Genomic DNA, 23,901 nt, shown 5'->3' on the forward strand with positions numbered 1-23,901 from the left:
GCTCACTCCACGAACAGGCAGGCGGGCTGTTCGAGCAGGCCGCGCACGGCCTGGATGAACAGGGCGGCGTCCATGCCATCGACCACGCGGTGGTCGAACGAACTGGACAGGTTCATCATCTTGCGCACGACGATCTGGCCGTCGATCACCACTGGCCGTTCGACCATGCGGTTGACCCCGACGATTGCCACTTCCGGGGTGTTGACCACCGGCGTGCTGACAATGCCACCCAAGGCGCCGAGGCTGGTCAGGGTGATGGTCGAGCCGGACAGCTCTTCGCGGCTGGCCTTGTTGTTGCGTGCAGCGTTGGCCAGGCGCGAAATTTCGCCGGCATTGGCCCACAGGCTGCCCGCTTCGGCGTGGCGCAGCACGGGTACCATCAGGCCGTTGTCACCTTGGGTGGCAATGCCCACATGCACCGCGCCATGGCGGGTGATGATCTGCGCTTCGTCGTCGTAGGTTGCGTTGATCTGCGGGAAGTCACGCAGCGCCACGACCAAGGCGCGCACCAGGAATGGCAGCAAGGTCAGCTTGCCGCGGCTGTCGCCGTGCTTGCTGTTGAGCTGCTGGCGCAGGGCTTCCAGGGCGGTGACGTCAATTTCTTCCACGTAGCTGAAGTGTGCGACGCGGCGCTTGGCGTCCTGCATGCGCTGGGCGATCTTGCGACGCAGGCCGATCACAGGCACCTGTTCGCTGTCAGTGCGCTTGGCATAGCCGTTCGGTGCCTGGCCGGCATTGCTTTGCGGCTTGCTCATGAAGGCGTCGAGGTCTTCGTGCAGAATACGCCCGGCCGGGCCGCTGCCATGCACATAACGCAGTTCGATACCGGCATCCAGGGCGCGTTTGCGCACGGCCGGCGAGGCCAGTGGCTTGTCGCCCGGCTGGCGCGGCACAATGGCCGCAGCTTCGTGATTGGCGGGCGCCTGGTGCGCGGCGGGTTTTACGTCTTTCTGCGGTTCCGGCTTGGCTGCAATCGGGGCCGCCTGGGCCTCTACCGGCTTTGGCTGAGGCACATCCACATGGTTGCCGCTGCCTTCCACTTCGATGCGGATCAGTTCGCTACCGACCGCCATCACTTCACCGGGCTGTCCACCCAAGGCCAGCACTGTACCGCTGACCGGCGAAGGGATTTCGACGGTGGCCTTGTCGGTCATGACGTCGGCCACCACCTGGTCCTCGGCGATGATATCGCCGACCTTGACGAACCATTCCACCAACTCGACCTGCGCGATGCCTTCGCCAATGTCCGGCATCTTGATGACGTGCGTGCCCATTCAGACCTCCATGACCTTTTTCAGTGCCGCACCTACCCGCGAAGGGCCGGGGAAGTAAGCCCATTCCTGTGCGTGAGGGTAGGGGGTGTCCCAGCCGGTGACGCGCTCGATCGGCGCCTCCAGGTGGTGGAAGCAGTGCTCCTGCACCAGCGCCACCAGTTCGGCACCGAAGCCGCAGGTGCGGGTGGCCTCGTGCACCACCACGCAACGGCCAGTCTTTTTCACCGACTCGACGATAGTATCCAGGTCCAGCGGCCACAGGCTGCGCAGGTCGATCACTTCGGCATCGACGCCGCTTTCTTCGGCGGCCACCTGGGCCACGTACACCGTGGTGCCGTAAGTCAGTACGGTCACGTCATTGCCAGGGCGGGTAATGGCGGCCTTGTCCAGCGGTACGGTGTAATAGCCGTCGGGCACGGCGCTGTGCGGGTGCTTCGACCACGGTGTTACCGGGCGGTCGTGGTGGCCATCGAACGGGCCGTTGTACAGGCGTTTGGGCTCCAGGAAGATTACCGGGTCGTCGCATTCGATCGAGGCAATCAGCAGGCCTTTGGCGTCATATGGGTTGGACGGCATGACGGTGCGCAGACCGCACACCTGGGTGAACATCGCTTCCGGGCTCTGGCTGTGAGTCTGGCCGCCATAGATACCGCCGCCGCAAGGCATGCGCAGGGTCAGCGGGGCGATGAACTCGCCGGCCGAACGGTAACGCAGGCGGGCCAGCTCGGAGACGATCTGGTCGGAGGCCGGGTAGAAGTAGTCGGCGAACTGGATCTCCACCACCGGGCGCAGGCCATAGGCACCCATGCCCACGGCGGTACCGACGATGCCGCTCTCGGAGATGGGCGCATCGAACACGCGCGATTTGCCGTACTTGTTCTGCAGGCCTTCGGTGCAGCGGAACACGCCGCCGAAGTAACCGACGTCCTGGCCGTACACCACTACATTGTCGTCGCGCTCAAGCATGACATCCATGGCCGAGCGCAGGGCCTGGATCATGGTCATGGTAGTGGTGGCCATGGCGGTTTCCGGGTTTATGCTGTTGTTGTGGTCGTTCATCTCAAACCCCCAGTTCCTGGCGTTGACGGCGCAGGTGTTCGGGCATCTCCTTGTACACATCCTCGAACATCGAGGCGGCGCTCGGGATATGCCCGTTGGCCAGGGTGCCGTATTGCTCGGCTTCTTTCTGCGCAGCAATCACCGCAGCTTCGAGCTCGGCCGTGACGGCCTGGTGTTCTTCCTCGGACCAGTGGCCGATCTTGATCAGGTGCTGCTTCAGGCGGGCGATCGGGTCACCCAGCGGGAAGTGGCTCCAGTCATCGGCAGGGCGGTACTTGGAGGGGTCGTCCGACGTCGAGTGCGGGCCGGCACGGTAGGTGACCCACTCGATCAGGCTTGGGCCCAGGCCGCGTCGGGCGCGTTCGGCAGCCCAGCGCGAGGCGGCGTACACGGCGACGAAGTCGTTGCCGTCAACCCGCAGCGAAGCAATACCGCAACCCACGCCACGGCCGGCAAAGGTGGTCGACTCGCCACCGGCGATGGCCTGGAAAGTGGAAATGGCCCACTGGTTGTTGACCACGTTGAGGATGACCGGGGCGCGGTATACGTGGGCAAAGGTGAGGGCGGTGTGGAAGTCCGACTCGGCAGTAGCGCCGTCACCGATCCACGCCGAGGCGATCTTGGTATCGCCTTTGATCGCCGATGCCATGGCCCAGCCGACCGCCTGCACGAACTGGGTCGCCAGGTTGCCGCTGATGGTGAAGAAGCCGGCTTCGCGCACCGAGTACATGATCGGCAACTGGCGGCCTTTGAGTGGGTCGCGCTCGTTGGACAGCAGTTGGCAGATCATCTCGACCAGCGATACGTCGCGGGCCATCAGGATGCTTTGCTGGCGGTAGGTCGGGAAGCACATGTCAGTGCGGTTCAGCGCCAGCGCCTGGCCGCTGCCGATGGCTTCTTCGCCCAGGCTTTGCATGTAGAAGGACATCTTCTTCTGGCGCTGGGCAACCACCATGCGGCTGTCGAAGATCCGCGTCTTGAGCATGGCGCGCATGCCTTGGCGAAGGATCTGCGGGTCGATGTCCTCGGCCCACGGGCCTTGCGCGTCGCCTTGCTCGTCGAGCACGCGGACCAGGCTGCAGGACAGGTCGGCAGTGTCGGCAGCATCGACATCGATAGCGGGTTTACGGGCCTGACCTGCATCGGTGAGGCGCAGGTAGGAAAAATCGGTCTGGCAGCCTGGCCGGCCGGTGGGCTCGGGCACATGCAAACGCAGGGGGGCGTACTCGTTCATGCTTTTTACGCTCGCTCGGGTGTTTGTTTTTGTGAGCTCTGAAGCGGCCGCCGCTGAGTACCGGCTTGTGACTGGTAAGTCAGCGTCACCTACATCTTAGTGGCCCGGCAGGAGAATTTTTCTCTCAAGTTGATTGCCTTTGCCGAGCGGGGCAGATAAACATTCCGCATAAACACAAAAAACCGGTGATTTTGTCTCATGCGCAAACTCGATCGTACCGATATCGGCATTCTCAACAGCCTGCAAGAGAACGCCCGCATCACCAATGCCGAGCTGGCACGCTCGGTGAACCTGTCGCCCACGCCTTGCTTCAACCGGGTGCGGGCCATGGAAGAGCTGGGGGTGATCCGCCAGCAGGTGACCTTGCTGTCGCCGGAGGTGCTGGGGCTGGATGTGAACGTGTTCATCCATGTCAGCCTGGAAAAACAGGTGGAGCAGTCGTTGCACCGCTTTGAAGAAGAGATCGCCGAGCGGCCCGAGGTGATGGAGTGCTACCTGATGACGGGTGACCCGGATTACCTGTTGCGGGTGCTATTGCCCAGCATCCAGGCGCTGGAGCGGTTTCTCGATTACCTGACGCGCTTGCCAGGGGTAGCCAATATTCGTTCAAGCTTTGCCCTGAAGCAGGTGCGCTACAAGACGGCGTTGCCGTTGCCGGCCAATGGCATGACTTTGCGGGAGTAGGGGGGGCGATGCCGGCACAAGGATCGCATCCACCTGTAGGAGCGGGTTCACCCGCGAAGAGGCCGGCACAGCCACCCAATAGGCTGCTTGATATTTTAAACACCCCCAGCCTATGTTGATGTCAGCCTACAACAACAAGGACAAGCGTCATGAGCACTGCTCAGCTCCAGGGCATCAATGAAATCGAATGCGTCACCCCCGACCTCAACGGCGTCCCGCGCGGCAAGGTGATGACCGCCGAAGGCTTCCTCGAAGGCCGTCGTCTGCAAATGGCCCGGGGAGTGCTGCTGCAGTGCATCATGGGCGGCTACCCACCGGCGAAGTTCTACGGCAGTGACGACGGCGACCTGGCACTGGTGGCCGAACCCGGTCAGGTGCACCGCCTGCCCTGGAGCAATGACGGCCGCGCCTTGGCCATCTGCGATGCCAATGAGCTGGATGGCCGGCCCTCGGCACTGTCCACCCGGGGCCAGCTGAAAGCCGTGAGAGCCCGCTATGCGGCACTGGGCCTGGTGCCGGTAGTGGCAACCGAGCTGGAGTTCTTCGTCTTTGCCCCCAACACTGACCCGCACCAACCGTTCCTGCCGCCGGTAGGCAGCGATGGCCGCCGCGAGCAGGGCCATTCGGCGTTCAGTGTCAGCTCCAACAACGGCCTGCGTCCGTTTTTCAAGGAGGTGTATCACTGTATGGCCGCGCTCGGCCTGCCACGTGACACTTTCATGCACGAAATGGGTGTCAGCCAGTTTGAGATCAACCTGCTGCACGGCGACCCGCTGCTGTTGGCCGACCAGACTTTCCTGTTCAAGCACCTGCTCAAGGAAGTGGCGCTCAAGCACGGGCTGACGGTGGTCTGCATGGCCAAGCCGCTGGCGCGTACGCCCGGCAGCTCCATGCACATTCACCAGAGCCTGGTCGAGGCCGGCAGCGGGCGCAACGTGTTCAGTGATGAGCAGGGCCTGCCGACAGACACCTTCCACCACTTCATCGGCGGGTTGCAGGCGTGCATGGCCGACTTCACTGCCCTGTTCGCGCCCAACGTCAACTCCTACCAGCGCCTGTGCCATCCCTACGCCTCGCCGAACAATGCGTGCTGGTCCGAGGACAATCGCGCCGCTGGCCTGCGCATTCCGGCCAGTGCGCCGGTCGCGCGACGGGTGGAAAACCGCCTGCCAGGCGCCGATGCCAACCCTTACCTGGCCATTGCCGCCAGCCTGGCCGCCGGCCTGCACGGCATCGAGCAGCGCTTGCAGCCATCGCCGGCCATCCAGGGCGAATTCGAGGTGCCCGAGCACCTGAGCCTGCCGTGCACGCTGCACGCGGCCCTTGAAAGGCTCAAGCGCAGCACGCTGGCGCGGGAACTGTTCGGCAGCGAGTTCATCGAAGGCTACATCGCCAGCAAGACCCTTGAGCTGAGCGATTTTTTCGACGAGATCACGCCGTGGGAGCGCCGGGTCCTGGCGGCACAGGCCTGAGCGCGACATAACCTGCACCGGGCACGCCCCCGCAGTGCCAAATAGCTGTCGGGGGGGCCTGCGCCAGGCGGTTTTTGCCTTTATGCTGCTAGCACCCAAAACTGCCACCTGACCAGGGAGCTCCACGGGACGTATGCGAAATGTATGGAAGCCGTTTCAGTCGTTGTATTTCGCCGCGCTGATGATGTTGATCGGCTCGGGCCTGCTCAGCACCTACCTGGCCCTGCGCCTGGCGGCCGACCATGTCGACAGCCTGTGGGTGGGTGCGTTGATGGCGGCCAACTACTTTGGCCTGGCGGTTGGTGGCAAGGTTGGCCACCGGCTGATCGGGCGGGTAGGGCACATACGCGCCTATGCCACCTGTGCCGGTATCGTCGGCGCCGCGGTGCTCGGTCATGGCCTGACCAGCTGGCTGCCGGCCTGGGTAGGGCTGCGCATGATCGTCGGCCTGGGGATGATGTGCCAATACATGGTCATCGAGAGCTGGCTCAACGAGCAGGCCGATGTGAAACACCGGGGCGCGGTGTTCAGCGGTTACATGATTGCCTCGTATCTGGGGCTGGTGCTTGGCCAGTTGATTCTGGTGGTGCACCCGCAGCTCGGCCCTGAGCTGCTGATGCTGGTGGCGATGTGCTTTGCCCTGTGCCTGGTGCCCGTGGCGATGACCCGGCGTATTCACCCGGCGCCTTTGCGCCCGGCACCGATGGAGCCGAAATTCTTCATCAAACGCGTGCCGCAGTCGCTCAGTACGGTTTTGGGCTCGGGGCTGATTGTCGGCTCGTTCTACGGTCTGGCGCCTTTATATGCTTCAAGCCAGGGGATGAGTACCGAGCAGATCGGTCTGTTCATGGGTAGCTGCATTTTTGCCGGCCTGCTGGTGCAGTGGCCGCTGGGCTGGTTGTCTGACCGTTATGACCGGGCTGTGCTGATTCGTAGCGTGGCGGTGGGGCTGGCACTGGCTGCTGCGCCATTGGCGATACTGCCCAGTGTGCCGCTGGAGTTGCTGTTCGGTATCGGCTTCCTGATCTCGTTGCTGCAGTTCTGCCTGTACCCGCTGGCGGTTGCCTTTTCCAATGACCACGTGGAAAGCGAGCGCCGGGTATCGCTGACGGCGATGCTGTTGGTGACCTACGGTGTGGGTGCATGTGTCGGCCCGCTGGCGGCAGGGGTTTTGATGAAGGTATTGGGCGCGCAGATGCTGTATGCCTTCTTCGTATTCTTTGCCCTGGTGCTGGTCTGGCGCATTCGGCCGAAAGCGGTTACCGGCCTGCATCAGGTACAGGATGCACCGCTGGGCCACGTGGCGATGCCGGCGGCCGGTTCGCCGTTGTCGGCGGCGCTGGACCCGCGGGTGGATGAGCAGACCGTGCAGGACGTGATGCAGGCGCCTGTGGCGGCTGAAGACACCGAGGATGAAGAGAAGGGCGCGCAGCAACAGGCGCCTGAACCGGAAGAAGCCAGCAAGTCGGTGTAGGAGCGGGTTTACCCGCGAAGAGGCCAGCCCAGCGGAAACACAAATGAAAACGCCACCTCAGCAGGTGGCGTTTTCTGTTTTACCGACTGACGATCAATAATCGTCCTTGTCGAACCGCCGCGCCTCACGCTGCAGCTGGTACACAAAACTCTCGATCTTGCGTTGAGCCTGCCCGCTCAGGTTGTGGAAGCGCACGCCGGCAAAAGTGGTGTTGATGCGCTCTTCATAGTGCAGATGACGCAGCTCGACCATGGTATCCACCAGGCCCAGCGGGTTGCCCGCCTTGAAACGCTCATACACCTGGCCCAGTTGCAAGCGGTCTTCGACATTGCCTTCGAAGCGCAGTTTGCAGCCGGTGGCCGAGATATCCAGCAGCTTGCCTCGCAGGGCACCGTTGCCTTTGAGGTGGGCGCCGTCGAGGATGATGTCGACCAGCTGCGATAGCTTCAGTGCGGCGCGGAAGGCATTGCGGCGCTGGTGGTAGGTCATCTCTTGCGGCAGGGCGCCGCTGTAGCAGCGGTGGCCGTCGACCTCGCTGATTTTCAACTCGTGATCGCACTCCCAGGCGATGCGCACACCATCGTGGAAGCCTTCGACGCGGAAGTGCTCGCCGTTCTCGATGAATTTCTCGCCGTCACGGGGGATCATCTCGTCCAGTGCCAGGGTATTGCTTTCGCGGTCCACGCGCACCACATAGCTCTGGAAGCGCTGGCTGCGCTCATGGAAGGTAATGATCAGGGGGTCGTGGCTTTCCTGCAGCTGCCGCAAGTTGGCCGCAATCTCCAAGGGGGTGCTCAACACCTTGGGTGGTTGCGGAGCATCGGATTCATTGAACACAGCTTATCGTTCTCCAGGCAAAAGCGACACACGCAAGTAACGGCATTTTGCCACTATGTTCTGTGCCTTGATAGAAAAATCACACTTGGCTGAGCGCGCGTGGCTTGGCCAGGGGCGAGGTGCTGCCACGGCTGTCATAGAGCGAAGGCGAATCGCCGCCCTGAAGGATGCGGATCTGGTTGTTGGTGACGTGTTGCTGCACCTGGATGATCCGGCCATTGGTCTCGTTAAGCTGTTGGCAGGCTTGCATCAATTGGCTGATCACGTTGAGTTGTTGCAGGATCAATTCACCGTTGGGCGATTGTGCCGCCACAGCCTCCACTCCGGCGCGATCTGCGCTCAGGCCAAGGCTGGTAAGCAGGTTGTTGCGCCGCAGGCCTTGCTGCTCCAGCAACACGATCAAAGACTGCTTGCGAGCCAGAATATCTTCCAGCGGTGCCATATCGCGGCCATGCAGGGCTACAGACTCCTTTTTCAGAAGGTCAAGCAGTTCCTGCATCGGGGCAATGTCATCTTCGATCAGTTGCAGCAAGGTGGTGTCGTGCATGGCTAACTCTTGGCTTTTCTGGCGTCCGTGAAGTCAGCGCGCCGTACGGTCAGCGCTGGGCTTCGAAATCAAGCAGTTTGCTGGCGACCCGGCCGGCATCGACCTGGTAGCTGCCGTCGGCGATCGCCTGTTTCAACTGGGCCACGCGGGCGCTGTTGACCACCGGCTCGTCGCGCAGCTTGTCGCTGACCTTCTGCAACTGCTGGGCCTCCTGGCTGAGGTGTACCGCTTCTCCGCTGGCGCTGGTGGCGCTTGCCGCTTCCTGGCGAGCTGCCGGTTTTTCGGCGCTGCCGGACGCGGTGTTGCTGCGCACGCCGCCCGTGACGGACGGAGAGTTATTCATGCGACTGAAGTCGATGACCATGATCAGAAACCTCTGGGTATTTGGACGCTTGCCTTGTTTTCGGCCAACCCGATATAAACTTTAGGCACAAATGCGTTGCCGCCTGTCGGCAAGCCCGCGAACCCGTGTTCTGACACAGTTTAGGAAAAGCGGTTCCTCACTGCCAGCGTAATCTGGTGGCTGGCCTACATACTGACCTCGACCTGGCCGGGGCCGGTCACCCTGGCCTTGACCACGCGTTTGGAGTTGAGGTTGCGTACCCGGATCTGCTCGCTCAGGCCGCCCTTGCTCAGGGCTTCGCCCGGCATGCGCACGCTCAGGCCACCACTACGGGCAATGATCACCACATGATCACCCTTGCGCACCACCTCGGCCTGTTCCAGGTGTTGCGGTGTGAGCACCTGGTCGATCACCGTGGGGCGCAGCATCTTCATGCCCACCGCCTGGTCCAGCTCGGTCAGAAAGCCCTGGCCCAGGGTGCCGACGTCGCGTTCGCGCAGGGCCACGTCACCTTCGCCGACCGTGTTGTCGCGCTTGAGCGGTCGGGTTACCACCACCACGTCGCGGAAAAGTCGTACGGTGGCCGGCACAAATACCGTCCACGGTGCTGCGCCGTTGCAGCGTATCCTTACCGTCACCCGGCCCAGTGGCTTGGCCGGGCTTTCCAGTGAGGCGTCCAGCTGCTGGCTGCACAACGGCATGCGCAGGCGTGGGTCCAGCGGGTTGACCTGGATTTCATAGCGCCCGGCAGTCTGGGTGGTGGACAGGTAATCTTCAACGGTGAATTCAAGAAACCCTTGGGTGACACCGATAAGCTGTTCAGGCAAGGTGAACGCGTCCGCTACCGTGCGAACGCCGGGCATCAGCAGGCACAGCGTGGCCAGCGGGCCAGTCAGCAGGCGTGTCAATCGTCGGGAAAATGTCGTTTTCGTGTGCATGACACTCAAAAAAGCAAAGCCCGTGCCGACTCGCTACCTGAGTGGCAACGAAAGGCTGAAACGTTAAGGAGTCTGGCATGGCGGGTGTTATGGATTCGGTCAACCAGCGCACGCAGCTGGTGGGGCAGAATCGCCTGGAATTGCTGCTGTTCCGCCTCAATGGCGAGCAGCTTTACGGCATCAATGTGTTCAAGGTCAGGGAAGTACTGCAATGCCCTGCGCTGACCTTGCTGCCCAAGGCGCACCCTGTGGTGCGTGGCGTTGCCAATATTCGCGGGGCGACCATCCCGATCCTCGACTTGTCGATGGCCACCGGGTTGCGGCCGCTTCAGGAAGACACGCGCAACAGCTTCGTGATCATCACCGAGTACAACACCAAGACCCAAGGTTTCCTGGTGCATTCGGTGGAGCGCATCGTCAACATGAACTGGGAAGAGATCCATCCGCCACCCAAGGGTACTGGCCGTGATCACTACCTGACCGCGGTCACCCGGGTGGACAAACGCATGGTCGAGATCATCGACGTGGAGAAGGTGCTGGCCGAAGTGTCGCCGTCGTCCGAGTCGGTATCGGCCGGTGTGATCGATGCCGAGGTGCAGGACAAGGCGGTGTTGATGCGGGTGCTGACCGTCGACGACTCGTCGGTGGCGCGCAAGCAAGTCAGCCGTTGCCTGCAGACCGTAGGGGTCGAGGTGGTGGCGCTCAATGATGGCCGTCAGGCTCTGAACTACCTGCGTCAGCTGGTGGATGAGGGCAAAAAGCCGGAAGAAGAGTTCCTGATGATGATCTCGGACATTGAAATGCCGGAAATGGATGGCTATACGCTAACCGCGGAGATTCGCAGCGATCCGCGCATGCAAAAGTTGCACATCTGCCTGCATACTTCGCTTTCCGGGGTGTTCAACCAGGCAATGGTCAAGAAGGTCGGTGCCGATGACTTCCTGGCCAAGTTCAAGCCGGACGACCTGGCCCAACGGGTGGTCGACCGGATCAAGGCAGCGCATTGAAGCAGCCGGGGGCATGCCCCCTGGCACCAGTGATTGAAAAGAGGCGGCAGTAGTGTCTACGGGTAATTTGGATTTCGAACAGTTCCGGGTCTTCCTGGAGAAAGCCTGTGGCATCCTGCTGGGCGAGAATAAGCAGTATCTGGTTTCCAGCCGTCTCAACAAGCTGATGGAACAACAGGGCATCAAGAGCCTGGGTGAGCTGGTGCAGCGCATTCAGGCCCAGCCGCGCGGCGGCTTGCGCGAGCAGGTGGTCGATGCCATGACCACCAACGAGACCCTTTGGTTTCGCGACACCTATCCGTTCGAAGTGCTGAAGAACAAGGTGATCCCCGAATTCATCCGCAACAACCCCGGCCAGCGCCTGCGTATGTGGTCGGCGGCCTGTTCGTCGGGGCAGGAGCCGTATTCCATCTCGATGGCAATCGACGAGTTCGAGCGCAGCAACCTTGGCCAGTTGAAGATGGGGGCGCAGATCGTCGCCACCGATCTCTCCGGCACCATGCTGACCAACTGCAAGACCGGCGAATACGACAGCCTGGCGATTGCCCGCGGCTTGTCCCAGGAGCGCCTGCAGCGCTACTTCGACCCCAAGGGGCCGGGGCGCTGGGCGGTCAAGCCAGCGATTCGCAGCCGTGTCGAATTCCGCTCGTTCAACCTGCTCGACAGTTATGCCAGTCTGGGCAAGTTCGACATCGTGTTCTGCCGCAATGTGCTGATCTATTTCTCGGCGCAGGTGAAGAAGGACATTCTCTTGCGTATTCACAGTACCTTGAAGCCGGGTGGGTATCTGTTCCTCGGGGCTTCCGAAGCCCTGAACGGGCTGCCTGACCATTACCAGATGGTGCAGTGCAGTCCGGGGATCATCTACCAGGCCAAGTAAGGTATGCCTTGAAGGGGGGGGGGGCGTTTGTGAGATCGAGCGCCGCCCGCGCGGCGCATCGCGAGCTGCGCTCGCTCCCACGTTTGTTTCGGGCCGGTATCCCTGTTGCAGACGCGCGCGACCGCCTTGTTTGTACTGCGCGATATCGAGCCATGCACCCAGGCGTTCGCGCGCAAATCCCACAGGAATAATTGGCCCGAAACAAACGTGGGAGCGAGCGCAGCTCGCGATGCGCCGCGCGGGCGGCGCTCGATCTCCCAGGCGAAACCCTTCTGTCGCCGAACAATGACGTCAATTTTTTGTTTTGCCGCTTTTGCCGCCCGGCAATTGCCGCTTTTGCGGCCCAAGGCGGAAGTCCTTTGCCGCTTTTCTGGCATCACTCTGACACCACCTCGCCCCGCAGGCCCGTATTTCCGGGCTTTTCGTTGGTTGGCACAGCCCTTGCTATACCTTGCTCAACGAAATTCCGGTCAACCTCTGAAGGTTTCCCTGACATGAGCATCAGCTTCGACAAGGCGCTTGGTATTCACGAAAAGGCTCTGGGCTTCCGCGCCCAACGCGCTGAAGTGCTGGCCAACAACATCGCCAACGCCGACACGCCCAACTACAAGGCGCGTGACATGGACTTCGCCTCGGTGCTCGCAGCCGAAAGCGACAAGCAGCAGAGCGGCGGCCGCTTCAGCCTTGACCGTACCAACAGCCGGCACATCGAGGCTGAGGGCCTGGCCATGGCTGATGAAACCCTCAAATACCGCACGCCGCTGCAGCCGTCGATCGATCAGAACACCGTGGATGCGCAGATCGAGCAATCGAACTACACGGAAAACGCGATTGGCTTCCAGGCCAGCTTTACCTTGCTCAACAGTAAATTCAAAGGGCTGGTTTCCGCCCTGCGGGGAGAATGACCATGTCCCTTTCCAGTGTCTTCAACATTGCCGGTAGCGGCATGAGTGCACAGAACACGCGCCTGAACACCGTGGCGTCCAACATCGCCAACGCCGAGACCGTGTCTTCGAGCATCGACCAGACGTATCGCGCCCGTCACCCGGTGTTCGCCACCACCTTCCAGAATGCGCAGGCCGGCAGTAGCCAGTCGCTGTTCGAAGACCAGGGCGAGGCAGGGCAGGGTGTGCAGGTAAAAGGCATCGTCGAAGACCAAAGCACTCTGGAAGCACGCTACGAGCCGAATCACCCGGCGGCGAACAAGGACGGCTACGTCTACTACCCGAATGTCAACGTGGTCGAGGAGATGGCTGACATGATCTCCGCCAGCCGCGCGTTTCAGACCAATGCCGAGCTGATGAACACGGCCAAGAGCATGATGCAGAAAGTGCTGACCCTGGGGCAGTGATAAGGAATTCAGAGCATGGCAATCGATACTAACGGTGTGAACCTCAATGACGTGCTGTCGGCGTCGGGTGTGGGCACTAGCACCAAGAAGACCACGGACACCGCATCCAAGACCGGCAACGATTCGCTCGGCAAAGATGCCTTTCTGCAGCTGCTGGTCACCCAGATGCAGCACCAGAACCCGCTGGACCCGCAGGACAACGGTGAGTTCGTTGCCCAGTTGGCACAGTTCAGCAGCCTCGAAGGTATTACCTCGCTGAACGAGTCGGTCAGTGCCATTACCGGCTCCATGGCCTCGTCCCAGGCCTTGCAGGCGTCGTCACTGGTTGGGCGTTCGGTGGTGGTGCAGAACGACAAGGCCGTGGTCGACACCGCCGAAAGCTTCAATGCGCAGTTCGTTGTGCCGCAAGCCATCGGCGAAGCGAAGATCACCATCAAGGACAAGGACGGCAACACCGTCAAGACCATCGAGTTGGGCGAGCAGAAAGCCGGTTACGCCGATTTCATCTGGGACGGTACCAACAACAGTGGCGAGAAAGTCGACCCTGGCACCTACACCTTCACCGCCAGCACCACGGTGGACGGCAAGTCGGTGCAGATGAGCACATTGCTGCCGGCCAAGGTGACAAGCGTCAGCTTCAGCGCCGCCGGCGAAATGGTGCTCAACCTTGCCGGTGTTGGCAAAGTGTCCCTCTCCGACGTGCAAACCATCGGTATCTAAGGCCCGCTAGTGCGGCAAAAGGAGCGAATTCATGTCTTTCAATATCGGCCTTAGCGGTCTGTACGCAGCAAACAAGCAGCTGGATGTCACCGGCAACAACATCGCCAACGTCAACACCACCGGCTTCAAGTCGTCGCGTGCCGAGTTCGCCGATGTCTACGCAGGCTCCAACCGCCTGGGTGTTGGCAAGAACCAGGTGGGTAACGGGGTGCGCCTGGCAGCCGTTTCCCAGCAGTTCACCCAGGGTGACGTCAACACCACCGGCAACGTGCTGGATATGGGGATTCAGGGGCAGGGCTTCTTCGTGCTGTCCGATAACGGCTCGCGTGTTTACACCCGTGCGGGTGCTTTCCAGGCCAGCAAGGACAACTTCGTGATTACCTCGGACGGCCTGCGCCTGCAGGGCTATGCCGCCGACTCGACTGGCAAGATCCAGAAGGGCGTGCTGACCGATCTGCAGATCGATACGTCTGCGCTGCAGCCAAAGGCAACATCGCTGATCGATCAGGGCATCAACCTGAATTCTTCGGCCGCCGACATCCCGCTGGAAGTCGACGATGGTAGTGGTGCGATGGTGCCGAACCTGCCGTTCGATCCTTCCGATCAGACGACGTACACCAAGTCGTTCCCGACCAAGGTCTACGACAGTCAGGGTAACGAGCACACCATGGAGCAGTTCTATCGCAAGACTGGCACCAATGAGTGGACCATGTACACCTTGGTAGACGGACGCAACCCGTTCGACCCGGCCTCCACTGTGCCGCTGACCGGCACCATCAGTTTCAACAGCGATGGTTCGGTCAGCAGCATGACTGCCGATAACACCGGGCACCCGGCGGGCGCTTCGTTCACGGTGAACAACAATACCTTCACCATGACTGGCTGGGTGCCGGCGGTGGAAGACTCTGCAGGTAACTGGGCGTCGAATGGCGCAGTTGGCAACGCCGATGGCATGCGCCTGGCGATGAACAGCACCTCCTCCTACAACACCGAGACCGCGCGCATGTCGCAGTCGCAGGACGGTTACGCGACCGGTATTCTGTCGAGCCTTAGCATCGACTCGACGGGCGTGCTGTTCGCCAGCTTCAGCAACCAGCAATCCCGCGCCATTGGTCAGGTAGCCCTGGCCAGCTTCGCCAACGAGCAGGGCCTGCAGCAGATCGGTGGTACCCGCTGGACGGAAACCTACACCTCCGGTATTCCGGGCATCGATGCGCCGAAGACCGGTACCCTGGGCAGCGTCGAGTCCAACGCGCTGGAAGGCTCGAACGTGAACCTGACGCAGGAGTTGGTCGAGCTGATCAAGGCGCAGAGCAACTACCAGGCGAACGCCAAGACGATCTCCACCGAAAGCACCATCATGCAGACCATCATTCAGATGGCCTGATGGTTTCTGGTTGAGTGTGTGGATGAACCCCTTTGTCGCGAAGGGGTTCGTCGTCTTTGCCGGAGGGGGCATGAAACGGCTTTTTGTCACATTGATCGCTACTTTTTGCCTGTACCAGGCCCATGCCGGTACCGCGCCCTGGTGGCGTTGGGAAAGCCAGGTGGATGGGCGACTGGTCTGCTCGCAATGGTCGCCAGGCGATGGCTGGAAGAAATTCGCCGGTCCCTACAGCAATGGTGGTTGTCGTGAGCCTTGAGGAGGCCGGTGCAGGTTTGCCGTCATCGGCAACCAGGCGCCGGATAACCGGCGTTCAACACACCGGCGGCACCTGCGAAAGCCCGTATTCACGGGCTTTTTCTCGATTTCGGAAAGTTGGTTCGGAACTTGCTTTAGAGCCAGTACAGCAACGGCGAGCGGCAAGCGATCGCCAGTGCAGCGGAGGATGACTGTGGACAAGATGCTTTACGTGGCCATGACCGGTGCCAGCCAGAATGCGCTGGCGCAGAAGGCGCACGCTAACAACCTGGCGAACATTTCCACCAACGGTTTCCAGCGAGACCTGGAGCAGGCGCGCTCGATGCCTGTGTTCGGTGACAGCTTTCCGGCGCGTGCCTTTGCCATGACCGAGCGCCCGGGCACCGACTTCAGTGAAGGCCCGATGGTGGAAACCGGCCGTGACCTGGATGTGACCGTAAGCGGTAACGGTTTTATCGCCGTGCAGGCGCCAGATGGCAGCGAAGCGTATGTGCGTACCGGTAGCCTGAACATCGATGCTCTCGGGGTGTTGCGTGCCGGCAACGGTATGCCTGTGCTTGGCAATGGCGGCCCCATTGCCATCCCGCCCGAGCAGAAGGTCGAAGTCGGCTCCGATGGCACCATCAGCATCCGCTCCATGGGCGAGGACCCGCGCGTGATGGCGGAGGTTGATCGCATCAAGCTGGTCAACCCCGACACCAAAGGCCTGACCAAAGGCCAGGACGGGCTGATTCACACCGCGTCCGGCCAACCCGCGGATGCTGACGTCAACGTGCGGGTGGTGTCAGGTTTCCTGCAGGGCAGCAACGTCAACGCTGTCGAAGAAATGACCTCTGTGCTGGCGCTGTCCCGCCAGTTCGAACTGCACGTCAAGATGATGAACGCGGCCAAGGAAGGCGACGAAGCCATGGCGCGTGTTTTGCAAATCGGCTAACCACATTTGAACGGGTGCCGTAAATCAGGCGCACGAGGAGAACACTAAATGCTTCCGGCTCTCTGGGTCGCTAAAACCGGCCTGTCCGCACAGGACACCAACCTGACGGTCATCTCCAACAACTTGGCCAACGTCTCAACCACCGGCTTCAAGCGTGATCGTGCCGAATTTCAGGACCTGCTGTACCAGATCAAGCGTCAGCCAGGCGCGCAGTCGACCCAGGACAGCGAGTTGCCGTCGGGCCTGCAGGTCGGTACCGGCGTGCGCATTGTCGGCACGCAGAAAAACTTCCAGACCGGCAGCTTGCAGACCACGGAAAACCCGTTGGACATGGCCGTCAATGGCCGTGGTTTCTTCCAGATCCTGCAACCTGACGGCACCGTTTCCTACACCCGCGACGGTACCTTCCACCTGAACTCCGACGGCCAGATCGTCAACGCCGATGGCCTGGCGCTGGAGCCTGCCATCGTGGTGCCGAACGACGCCCAGACCTTCACTGTCGGCCAGGACGGCACCGTGTCGATCACCACCGCCGGCAACCCGGCTGCGCAGGTTATCGGCAATATTCAGACCGCCGATTTCATCAACCCGGCTGGCTTGCAGGCGATGGGTAACAACCTGTTCCTGGAAACCGCTGCCAGTGGCGCACCCCAGGTCGGTACCCCGGGCCTGAACGGTTTTGGCACCACCCTGCAGCAGACGCTGGAGAACTCCAACGTCAGCACCGTGGAAGAGCTGGTGAACATGATCACCACCCAGCGTGCCTACGAGATGAACTCCAAAGTCATTTCCACGGCCGACCAGATGCTGTCGTTCGTTACTCAACAGCTCTAAACCCTGTCACTCAGCTGCGCCCGTGAGGTAAGTGTCATGAATCGTCTGTTGTCCGTTTTCGCCCTGGGGGGGGCGGTGTTGCTGGCAGGTTGCGTCGCGCCGACGCCCAGGCCCAACGACCCGTACTATGCGCCGGTGTTGCCGCGCACCCCATTGCCGGCAGCGGCCAACAACGGTTCGATCTACCAGGCCGGTTTCGAACAGAACCTGTACAGCGACCGCAAGGCGTTCCGGGTGGGTGACATCATTACCGTCACCCTCAACGAGAGAACTTCGGCCAGCAAGAACGCAGGTTCGCAGATCCAGAAGAACAGCAATGCCAACATCGGGCTGACGTCATTGTTCGGCACCACGCCGAACACCAACAACCCGTTTGGCAGTGGTGACCTGTCGCTGGAGGCCGGCTACAGCGGCGAGCGCGCCACCAAGGGTGACAGCAAGGCCACCCAGGGCAACACCCTGACCGGCTCGATTACCGTGACCGTAGCCGAAGTGCTCCCCAACGGCATCATCGCCGTGCGCGGCGAGAAGTGGCTGACCTTGAACACCGGTGAAGAGCTGGTGCGCATTGCCGGCATGGTCCGCGCTGACGATATCGCCACTGACAACACCGTGCCGTCCACTCGCGTGGCCGACGCGCGCATCACCTATTCCGGTACGGGCTCGTTCGCCGATGCCAGCCAGCCCGGGTGGCTGGACCGCTTCTTCATCAGCCCGCTTTGGCCTTTCTGAGTACGGATGACCATGTTCAACGTAAGGCAGCTGATTGCCGCAACCCTGCTTTTGTCCTGCGCCTTCGCTGCCCAGGCCGAGCGCCTGAAGGACATTGCCAGCATCTCTGGCGTACGCTCCAACCAGTTGATTGGTTACGGCCTGGTGGTGGGCCTCAATGGCACGGGTGACCAGACCACCCAGACACCGTTCACCCTGCAAACCTTCAACAACATGCTGTCGCAGTTCGGCATCAAGGTGCCGGCCGGTTCCGGCAACGTGCAGTTGAAGAACGTTGCCGCAGTGTCGGTGCATGCCGACCTGCCGCCGTTCGCCAAGCCGGGCCAGGTGGTGGACATTACCGTGTCTTCGATCGGTAACTCGAAGAGCCTGCGCGGCGGCAGCCTGTTGATGACCCCGCTCAAGGGTATCGACGGCAATGTCTACGCCATTGCCCAGGGCAACCTGGTCGTGGGCGGCTTTGACGCCGAGGGTCGTGATGGCTCGAAGATCACTGTCAACGTGCCGTCCGCCGGCCGTATTCCGGGTGGTGCCAGCGTCGAGCGTGCGGTGCCGAGCGGCTTCAACCAGGGCAATACCCTGACCCTGAACCTCAATCGCCCCGACTTCACGACCGCCAAGCGTATCGTGGACAAGGTCAACGACCTGCTCGGCCCTGGCGTGGCCCAGGCTTTGGACGGGGGTTCGGTGCGGGTCAGCGCGCCGATGGACCCAAGCCAGCGCGTGGATTATCTGTCGGTCCTCGAAAACCTCGAAATCGACCCGGGCCAGGCGGTGGCCAAGGTCATCATCAACTCGCGTACCGGCACTATCGTCATCGGCCAGAACGTCAAGGTGTCGCCGGCGGCGGTAACCCACGGCAGCCTGACCGTGACCATTACCGAAGACCCGATCGTCAGCCAGCCCGGGCCGCTCTCCAACGGCCAGACCGCCGTGGTGCCACGTTCGCGGGTCAATGCCGAGCAGGAAGCCAAACCGATGTTCAAGTTCGGCCCGGGCACCACGCTGGATGAGATCGTCCGCGCGGTGAACCAGGTGGGCGCAGCGCCCGGCGACCTGATGGCGATCCTCGAAGCCCTGAAACAGGCCGGCGCCTTGCAGGCCGACCTGATCGTGATCTGAGGACGGTGCGGATGAACAGCAAAAGCCTGGTTTCCGGTGGTGCCGACAGCGGTGCCTACACCGACCTCAACCGCTTGAGTTCGCTCAAGCATGGCGATCGCGACAGTGACGCCAACGTGCGCAAGGTAGCCCAGGAGTTCGAATCGCTGTTCATCAGCGAAATGCTCAAGGCTTCGCGCAAGGCCAGTGATGTGCTGGCCGACGACAACCCGATGAACACTGAAACGGTGAAGCAGTACCGCGACATGTACGACCAGCAGTTGGCCGTGAGCATGTCCCGCGAGGGCGGTGGTATTGGCCTGCAGGATGTGCTGGTGCGCCAGCTGTCGAAGAAAAAGGCCGGCCAGGCCAGCACCAGCCCGTTTCCACGTATCGAGGGCAACGCCCCGGCGCTGTGGGGCAACAAGGTGGCCGAGCCCGTGCATGCCACCCAGTCGACCGCCACCCGCAACGACGTCGCTGCACTTAACTCGCGTCGTCTGGCGCTGCCGAGCAAGCTCACCGATCGCCTGCTGGCCGGTATCGTGCCGTCGGCGGCCACTGCAAATACCGCCACTGTGCCTGCCCGTGACGGCCAGCAAGTGGCCAAGGCCTTCGCTGTGCCGGACACCGGTCTGCGCATTGTCGGGCGCGCCGTGGCCCAGCCACCGCTGGCGCCGAAAAAAGCTTTTGCCGACAGCGACGAGTTCGTCGCCACCATGCTGCCGATGGCCGAGCAGGCGGCCAAACGCATTGGTATCGACCCACGCTACCTGGTGGCGCAGGCCGCCTTGGAAACCGGTTGGGGCAAGTCGGTCATGCGCAACACCGATGGCAGCAGCAGCCACAACCTGTTCGGCATCAAGGCGACCGGTAATTGGGAAGGCGGCGAGGCGCGGGCGATCACCAGCGAGTTCCGCGATGGCCAGTTCGTCAAGGAAACGGCGGCGTTCCGCTCCTACGATTCCTACCAGGACAGCTTCCACGATCTGGTCAGCCTGCTACAGAACAATTCGCGCTATCAAGATGCGGTGAAGGCCGCCGATAAACCGGAACAGTTCGTGCAAGAGTTGCAAAAGGCCGGGTACGCCACCGACCCGAATTACGCCAGCAAGATCTCGCAGATCGCAAGACAGATGAAGTCGTACGAGCACTACGCAATGCTCGATACCGCAACGAAACTTTAAGGGCATGGAACCATGGCGAGTCTGATCAACATTGGTATGTCGGGGCTTGGCGCCGCGCAATCGGGGATGTACACCCTCGGTAACAACATCGCCAACGCCGATGTCGAAAGCTACTCGCGCCAGCAGAACGTGCAGAAGACCAAGGGCGGCCAGCAGGTCGGCCAGGTGTTCATTGGCAGTGGTACCACCCTGGCGGATGTGCGCCGGGTTTACAACGCGTTCCTCGAGAACCAGCTGCGCAGCACCACCTCGCTGAGCAGCGATGCCAGCTCGTACCTGAACCAGATCACGCCGCTGGACACCGCCCTGTCGAGCAGCGACACCGGTATCACTGCTGCCCTGAAAAGCTTCTTCAGCGCCATGCAGGATGCTGCCGCCAAGCCGACCGAGGACGCCTCGCGCCAACTGCTGCTGACCAGCGCGCAGTCCCTGGCCAAGCGCTTCAACACCCTGTCGGCGCAGCTCAACCAGCAGAACAGCGACATCAACGCCAACATGGCGTCGATGGCTGATCAGGTGAATAACCTGACCAAGACCATCGCTGAGCTCAACGACCAGATTTCCCGCGTCAGCTCCATCTCCGGCCAGCCCAACGACCTGCTCGACCAGCGCGATGGTGCAGTGCGTGAGCTGAGCAAGTTGATTGGCACCGATGTGGTCGAGCGTGAAGGCAACTACGACATCTACCTGAAGAACGGCCAGGCCCTGGTACTGGGCAAGACGACCCAGACCTTGGGTGTGGAGCCGAGCGCGACCGACCCGACCCGCATGAGTCTTATCCTCAATCGCGGCTCGACCAAGATGGACATCACCAGCAGCGCCAGCGGTGGCGAGCTGGGCGGCTTGATCCGTTACCGCAAGGAAACCCTCGACCCCGCGCTCAACGAGCTGGGCCGCGTGGCCCTGGTGGTGGCGGATGCGATCAACAGCCAGCTGGCCCAAGGCATCGACAAGAACGGTGAGTTCGGTGCCACCCTGTTCGGTGACATCAACAGCGCCGCGGCCATCAGCCAGCGCAGTGTCGCCAAGACCGGCAACAGCGCCGGCTCCGGCAACCTCGACGTGACCATCAAGGACACCGGCAAGCTGAGCACCAGCGACTACCAGGTGACCTTCACCAGCGCCACTGGCTACAGCGTGCGCAAGTTGCCTGAAGGCACCGACATGGGCAGCTTCGACCTCGCCGACACGCCGCCTCCGGTAATCGACGGTTTCACCCTGTCGCTCAATGGCGGTGGCCTCAGTGCTGGTGACAGCTTCAAGATCACCCCGACCCGCAATGCGGCCGCAGGAATCGATACTGTCCTGACCGACCCAAAGCGCCTGGCCTTGGCTTCGCCGCTGACCGCTACCAATGGATCGGGCAACAAAGGTACCGGCGTCATCACCCAGCCGACGCTGACCTCGGAAATGGACATCTATGACGCCGCCCAGCGTTCGCAACTGCAGACGGGCCTGAAGTATTCGACCCCGGTCAAACTGGTGTTTGGCGACGACACCAGCTCGCCCCAGGCCTACAAGATGTACGACGCCAAGGGCACCGAGATCGGCAGCGGCACCATCGTGCCGGGCCAGGAAAACAAGCTGCAACTGTCGGTGCCGATGGTTGATGGCAGCGGCAATCCGCTGGGTGGCAACTTCACCTTCGAGATGAGCGTTTCTGGTGCGCCGAAAAATGGCGACAGCTATACCGTCGCGCTGGCCGGCGCAGGCTCGGCGGACAACCGCAACGCCCAGTCGGTGATCGACCTGCAGACCAAGTCCACGGTCGAGGTGGGTGCCGACGGCAAGGGCATCAGCTTAACCGATGCCTACGCCAAGCTGGTCTCTAACGTTGGCGGCAAGGCCGGACAGGCACAAATGGACAGTGATGCGACCAACGCGCTGCACACCTCCGCGCTGGACAGCCGCAATGGCCTGTCGGGCGTGTCGATCGATGAAGAGACCGGCAATCTGATCAAGTTTCAGCAGTACTACACCGCGTCGTCGCAGATCATCAAGGCGGCCCAGGAAACCTTCGCCACCCTGATCAACAGTCTTTAAGGAGCCGTAGATCGTGAGCGTACGCATTTCTACTTCGCAGTTCTACAACACCAACAGTGCCAACTATCAGAGCAACTTTGCCAAGGCGGTGAAGACTCAGCAGGAAGCCAGCGATGGTATCCGCGTGCGCTCTGGCAAGGACGATCCGGTGGGCGCGGCGCGTTTGCTGCAGCTTGAGCAGCAGCAGAACATGCTCAAGCAATACAGCGGCAACATCGTCAATGTGCGCAACGCCCTGGGCACTGCCGAGAGCACCCTGAACTCCATTGGCACCATTCTGCAGCGCGTCAACGAGCTTGCGGTGAGCTCGGGTAACGGTACGTTCACCGACGCCGATCGCAAGGCCAATGCCGATGAACTGGCGTCGCTGGAAGACCAGTTGTTCTCGTTGATGAACAGCAAGGACGAGAACGGCAAGTACATTTTCTCTGGTTCCAAGGGCGATACCCCGCCTTACGCGCGCAATGCCGATGGTACCTATAGCTACCAAGGCGACCAGGGCAAGCTCAACCTGCAGGTCGGTGACATGCTTAGCCTGGCCGCCAACGAGACCGGCTACGATGCCTTCGAGCAGGCGCTGAACACCAGCCGCAGCCAGACCAGCCTGACCGCACCGGCCACCGACGATGGCCGCGTCAGCCTGTCCAACGGCCAGGTTTCCGGCAACAGCCTGTACAACGATCGCTTCCGCAGTGGCGAGCCGTACACCATCGAATTCCTCAGCAGCACCGAATACAAGATCACCGACGTCGACGGCAATGACGTTACGCTCGAGGCCGGTCAGGACGGCAAGTTCGACCCCAATGGCGATAACACCAGCATCAGCTTCCGCGGTGTCGATCTGCGCCTGGACATCACCTTCAAGGACGGCGACAAGGGTAATGAAGATGCCGCTATTGCAGGGCATACTTTCAGCCTGAGTTCCAAGGCCGATGAGGTTTCCGGCACCCGCAGCCCTGGCAATACCTCCGCCGAGCAGGTGACAAGCGCGACCATCTCCGATCAGGCTGCCTACAAGGCCGCTTTCCCGGGCGGTGGCGCGGTGCTCAAGTTCACCGGCAGCAGCACCTTCGAGCTGTACGCCACGCCGGTCACGGCTGACAGCCGCCCGGTGGCCTCGGGTACGCTGGGCGGGCCGGGCGGCACTACCGCCACTGCGGCAGGGGTCAGCTTCGAGCTGTCTGGCGCACCGAACGCGGGGGACTCGTTCGCGGTCAAGGTCGATACCCATCAGACCCAGAACATCCTCGACACCATCGGCAAGCTGCGTACCGCCCTGACCAGTCCAGTGGACAACGACCCGGTGGCCCGGCAGAACTTCCTCGCGTCACTGGATTCGGCGATTGGCAACATCGCCAGTGCCACCAACCAGGTGTCGTCGTCGGTCAGTGCGATCGGTGGCCGAGGCCAGGCGCTGGATGTGCAGGCCGAAACCAACGAGGCGCTGAGCACGGAGAACACCAAGACCCAGAGTTCGATTCGCGAAAGCGACCCGGCCGAAGTGATGCTGCGCCTGCAGATGCAGACCAACATGCTGCAAGCGTCGCTGCAGGCCTATGCCAAGGTCGCCAGCTTGTCGTTGGTCAACTACATCTGATTCCATCCCCT

General features: G+C 61.7%; 24 protein-coding genes. 17 read left to right on the forward strand and 7 right to left on the reverse strand.

What is annotated here, in order from left to right; genetic code table 11:
• Positions 1-2: 2 nt before the first annotated feature.
• Genes QCL51_RS07205 through QCL51_RS07215 form a run of 3 tightly spaced genes read right to left on the reverse strand, consistent with a single transcriptional unit; the run spans position 3 to position 3,567 of the window.
• Positions 3-1,274, reverse strand: coding sequence for a dihydrolipoamide acetyltransferase family protein (locus QCL51_RS07205; RefSeq protein WP_021785142.1), 1,272 nt, complete (start codon positions 1,272-1,274; stop codon positions 3-5).
• Positions 1,275-2,333: an alpha-ketoacid dehydrogenase subunit beta gene (locus QCL51_RS07210; protein WP_003254487.1), complete on the reverse strand. Its 1,059-nt coding sequence runs from the start codon at positions 2,331-2,333 to the stop codon at positions 1,275-1,277.
• Between the two features lies 1 nt (position 2,334).
• The gene (locus QCL51_RS07215; protein WP_028696948.1) at positions 2,335-3,567 is read right to left on the reverse strand and encodes a 3-methyl-2-oxobutanoate dehydrogenase (2-methylpropanoyl-transferring) subunit alpha; all 1,233 of its coding nucleotides are present in this window, start codon (positions 3,565-3,567) and stop codon (positions 2,335-2,337) included.
• 198 nt (positions 3,568-3,765) lie between these two features.
• On the opposite strand from QCL51_RS07215, the gene bkdR reads away from it, so the two are divergent.
• The 3 genes from bkdR (at position 3,766) to QCL51_RS07230 (ending at position 7,197) form a co-directional block, all read left to right on the forward strand.
• Positions 3,766-4,251, forward strand: a complete 486-nt coding sequence (gene bkdR / locus QCL51_RS07220; protein WP_003254485.1) for a Bkd operon transcriptional regulator BkdR — start codon at positions 3,766-3,768, stop codon at positions 4,249-4,251.
• A gap of 230 nt (positions 4,252-4,481) precedes the next feature.
• Positions 4,482-5,723, forward strand: a complete 1,242-nt coding sequence (locus QCL51_RS07225) for a glutamine synthetase family protein (RefSeq protein WP_162149605.1) — start codon at positions 4,482-4,484, stop codon at positions 5,721-5,723.
• 133 nt (positions 5,724-5,856) lie between these two features.
• Positions 5,857-7,197, forward strand: a complete 1,341-nt coding sequence (locus QCL51_RS07230; protein ID WP_028696946.1) for an MFS transporter — start codon at positions 5,857-5,859, stop codon at positions 7,195-7,197.
• 93 nt (positions 7,198-7,290) lie between these two features.
• Here the strand turns inward: QCL51_RS07230 and QCL51_RS07235 are convergent, their stop codons facing one another.
• The 4 genes from QCL51_RS07235 to flgA all read right to left on the reverse strand — a co-directional run bounded on the left by QCL51_RS07235 (position 7,291) and on the right by flgA (position 9,862).
• Positions 7,291-8,034, reverse strand: a complete 744-nt coding sequence (locus QCL51_RS07235) for a flagellar brake protein (protein WP_021785146.1) — start codon at positions 8,032-8,034, stop codon at positions 7,291-7,293.
• Positions 8,035-8,113: 79 nt separating this feature from the next.
• Entirely contained in the window at positions 8,114-8,581 is a 468-nt protein-coding gene (locus tag QCL51_RS07240) for a flagellar protein FlgN (protein WP_021785147.1), read from the reverse strand.
• A gap of 49 nt (positions 8,582-8,630) precedes the next feature.
• Positions 8,631-8,945, reverse strand: coding sequence for a flagellar biosynthesis anti-sigma factor FlgM (flgM, locus tag QCL51_RS07245; RefSeq protein WP_021785148.1), 315 nt, complete (start codon positions 8,943-8,945; stop codon positions 8,631-8,633).
• Between the two features lie 164 nt (positions 8,946-9,109).
• The gene (gene flgA / locus QCL51_RS07250) at positions 9,110-9,862 is read right to left on the reverse strand and encodes a flagellar basal body P-ring formation chaperone FlgA (protein ID WP_028696945.1); all 753 of its coding nucleotides are present in this window, start codon (positions 9,860-9,862) and stop codon (positions 9,110-9,112) included.
• 77 nt (positions 9,863-9,939) lie between these two features.
• Here flgA and QCL51_RS07255 point away from each other — a divergent pair, with 77 nt between their 5' ends.
• The 14 genes from QCL51_RS07255 to QCL51_RS07320 all read left to right on the forward strand — a co-directional run bounded on the left by QCL51_RS07255 (position 9,940) and on the right by QCL51_RS07320 (position 23,890).
• Positions 9,940-10,869, forward strand: coding sequence for a chemotaxis protein CheV (locus tag QCL51_RS07255; RefSeq protein WP_021785150.1), 930 nt, complete (start codon positions 9,940-9,942; stop codon positions 10,867-10,869).
• 52 nt (positions 10,870-10,921) lie between these two features.
• Complete coding sequence (gene cheR, locus QCL51_RS07260) at positions 10,922-11,749, forward strand: protein-glutamate O-methyltransferase CheR (protein WP_004575768.1); 828 nt, start codon at positions 10,922-10,924, stop codon at positions 11,747-11,749.
• Positions 11,750-12,243: 494 nt separating this feature from the next.
• Positions 12,244-12,654 (forward strand): flagellar basal body rod protein FlgB, encoded by a 411-nt coding sequence (gene flgB / locus QCL51_RS07265; protein WP_021785151.1) that lies wholly within the window; start codon positions 12,244-12,246, stop codon positions 12,652-12,654.
• A gap of 2 nt (positions 12,655-12,656) precedes the next feature.
• Positions 12,657-13,100 (forward strand): flagellar basal body rod protein FlgC, encoded by a 444-nt coding sequence (gene flgC, locus QCL51_RS07270; protein WP_012051596.1) that lies wholly within the window; start codon positions 12,657-12,659, stop codon positions 13,098-13,100.
• A 15-nt stretch (positions 13,101-13,115) separates the two neighbouring features.
• Positions 13,116-13,820: a flagellar hook assembly protein FlgD gene (flgD, locus tag QCL51_RS07275; RefSeq protein WP_021785152.1), complete on the forward strand. Its 705-nt coding sequence runs from the start codon at positions 13,116-13,118 to the stop codon at positions 13,818-13,820.
• Between the two features lie 31 nt (positions 13,821-13,851).
• Positions 13,852-15,207: a flagellar hook protein FlgE gene (gene flgE / locus QCL51_RS07280; protein ID WP_021785153.1), complete on the forward strand. Its 1,356-nt coding sequence runs from the start codon at positions 13,852-13,854 to the stop codon at positions 15,205-15,207.
• Between the two features lie 70 nt (positions 15,208-15,277).
• The gene (locus QCL51_RS07285) at positions 15,278-15,463 is read left to right on the forward strand and encodes a hypothetical protein (protein ID WP_080671168.1); all 186 of its coding nucleotides are present in this window, start codon (positions 15,278-15,280) and stop codon (positions 15,461-15,463) included.
• 192 nt (positions 15,464-15,655) lie between these two features.
• On the forward strand, positions 15,656-16,396 hold the full coding sequence (locus tag QCL51_RS07290) for a flagellar basal body rod protein FlgF (protein ID WP_021785154.1): 741 nt from the start codon (positions 15,656-15,658) through the stop codon (positions 16,394-16,396).
• A 48-nt stretch (positions 16,397-16,444) separates the two neighbouring features.
• A complete protein-coding gene (gene flgG, locus QCL51_RS07295) occupies positions 16,445-17,230 on the forward strand; it encodes a flagellar basal-body rod protein FlgG (protein ID WP_012051601.1) in 786 nt (261 codons plus the stop codon).
• Positions 17,231-17,266: 36 nt separating this feature from the next.
• Positions 17,267-17,962, forward strand: a complete 696-nt coding sequence (gene flgH / locus QCL51_RS07300) for a flagellar basal body L-ring protein FlgH (protein ID WP_021785156.1) — start codon at positions 17,267-17,269, stop codon at positions 17,960-17,962.
• Positions 17,963-17,968: 6 nt separating this feature from the next.
• Positions 17,969-19,084 (forward strand): flagellar basal body P-ring protein FlgI, encoded by a 1,116-nt coding sequence (locus QCL51_RS07305; protein ID WP_181005145.1) that lies wholly within the window; start codon positions 17,969-17,971, stop codon positions 19,082-19,084.
• 11 nt (positions 19,085-19,095) lie between these two features.
• Complete coding sequence (flgJ, locus tag QCL51_RS07310; RefSeq protein WP_021785158.1) at positions 19,096-20,250, forward strand: flagellar assembly peptidoglycan hydrolase FlgJ; 1,155 nt, start codon at positions 19,096-19,098, stop codon at positions 20,248-20,250.
• 12 nt (positions 20,251-20,262) lie between these two features.
• A complete protein-coding gene (gene flgK / locus QCL51_RS07315) occupies positions 20,263-22,293 on the forward strand; it encodes a flagellar hook-associated protein FlgK (protein WP_338444714.1) in 2,031 nt (676 codons plus the stop codon).
• 13 nt (positions 22,294-22,306) lie between these two features.
• Complete coding sequence (locus QCL51_RS07320) at positions 22,307-23,890, forward strand: flagellar hook-associated protein 3 (RefSeq protein ID WP_135192497.1); 1,584 nt, start codon at positions 22,307-22,309, stop codon at positions 23,888-23,890.
• Positions 23,891-23,901: the final 11 nt, after the last annotated feature.

It is taken from the genome of Pseudomonas sp. LTR0 (assembly GCF_036630035.1).
Lineage (GTDB): Bacteria > Pseudomonadota > Gammaproteobacteria > Pseudomonadales > Pseudomonadaceae > Aquipseudomonas > Aquipseudomonas putida_Y.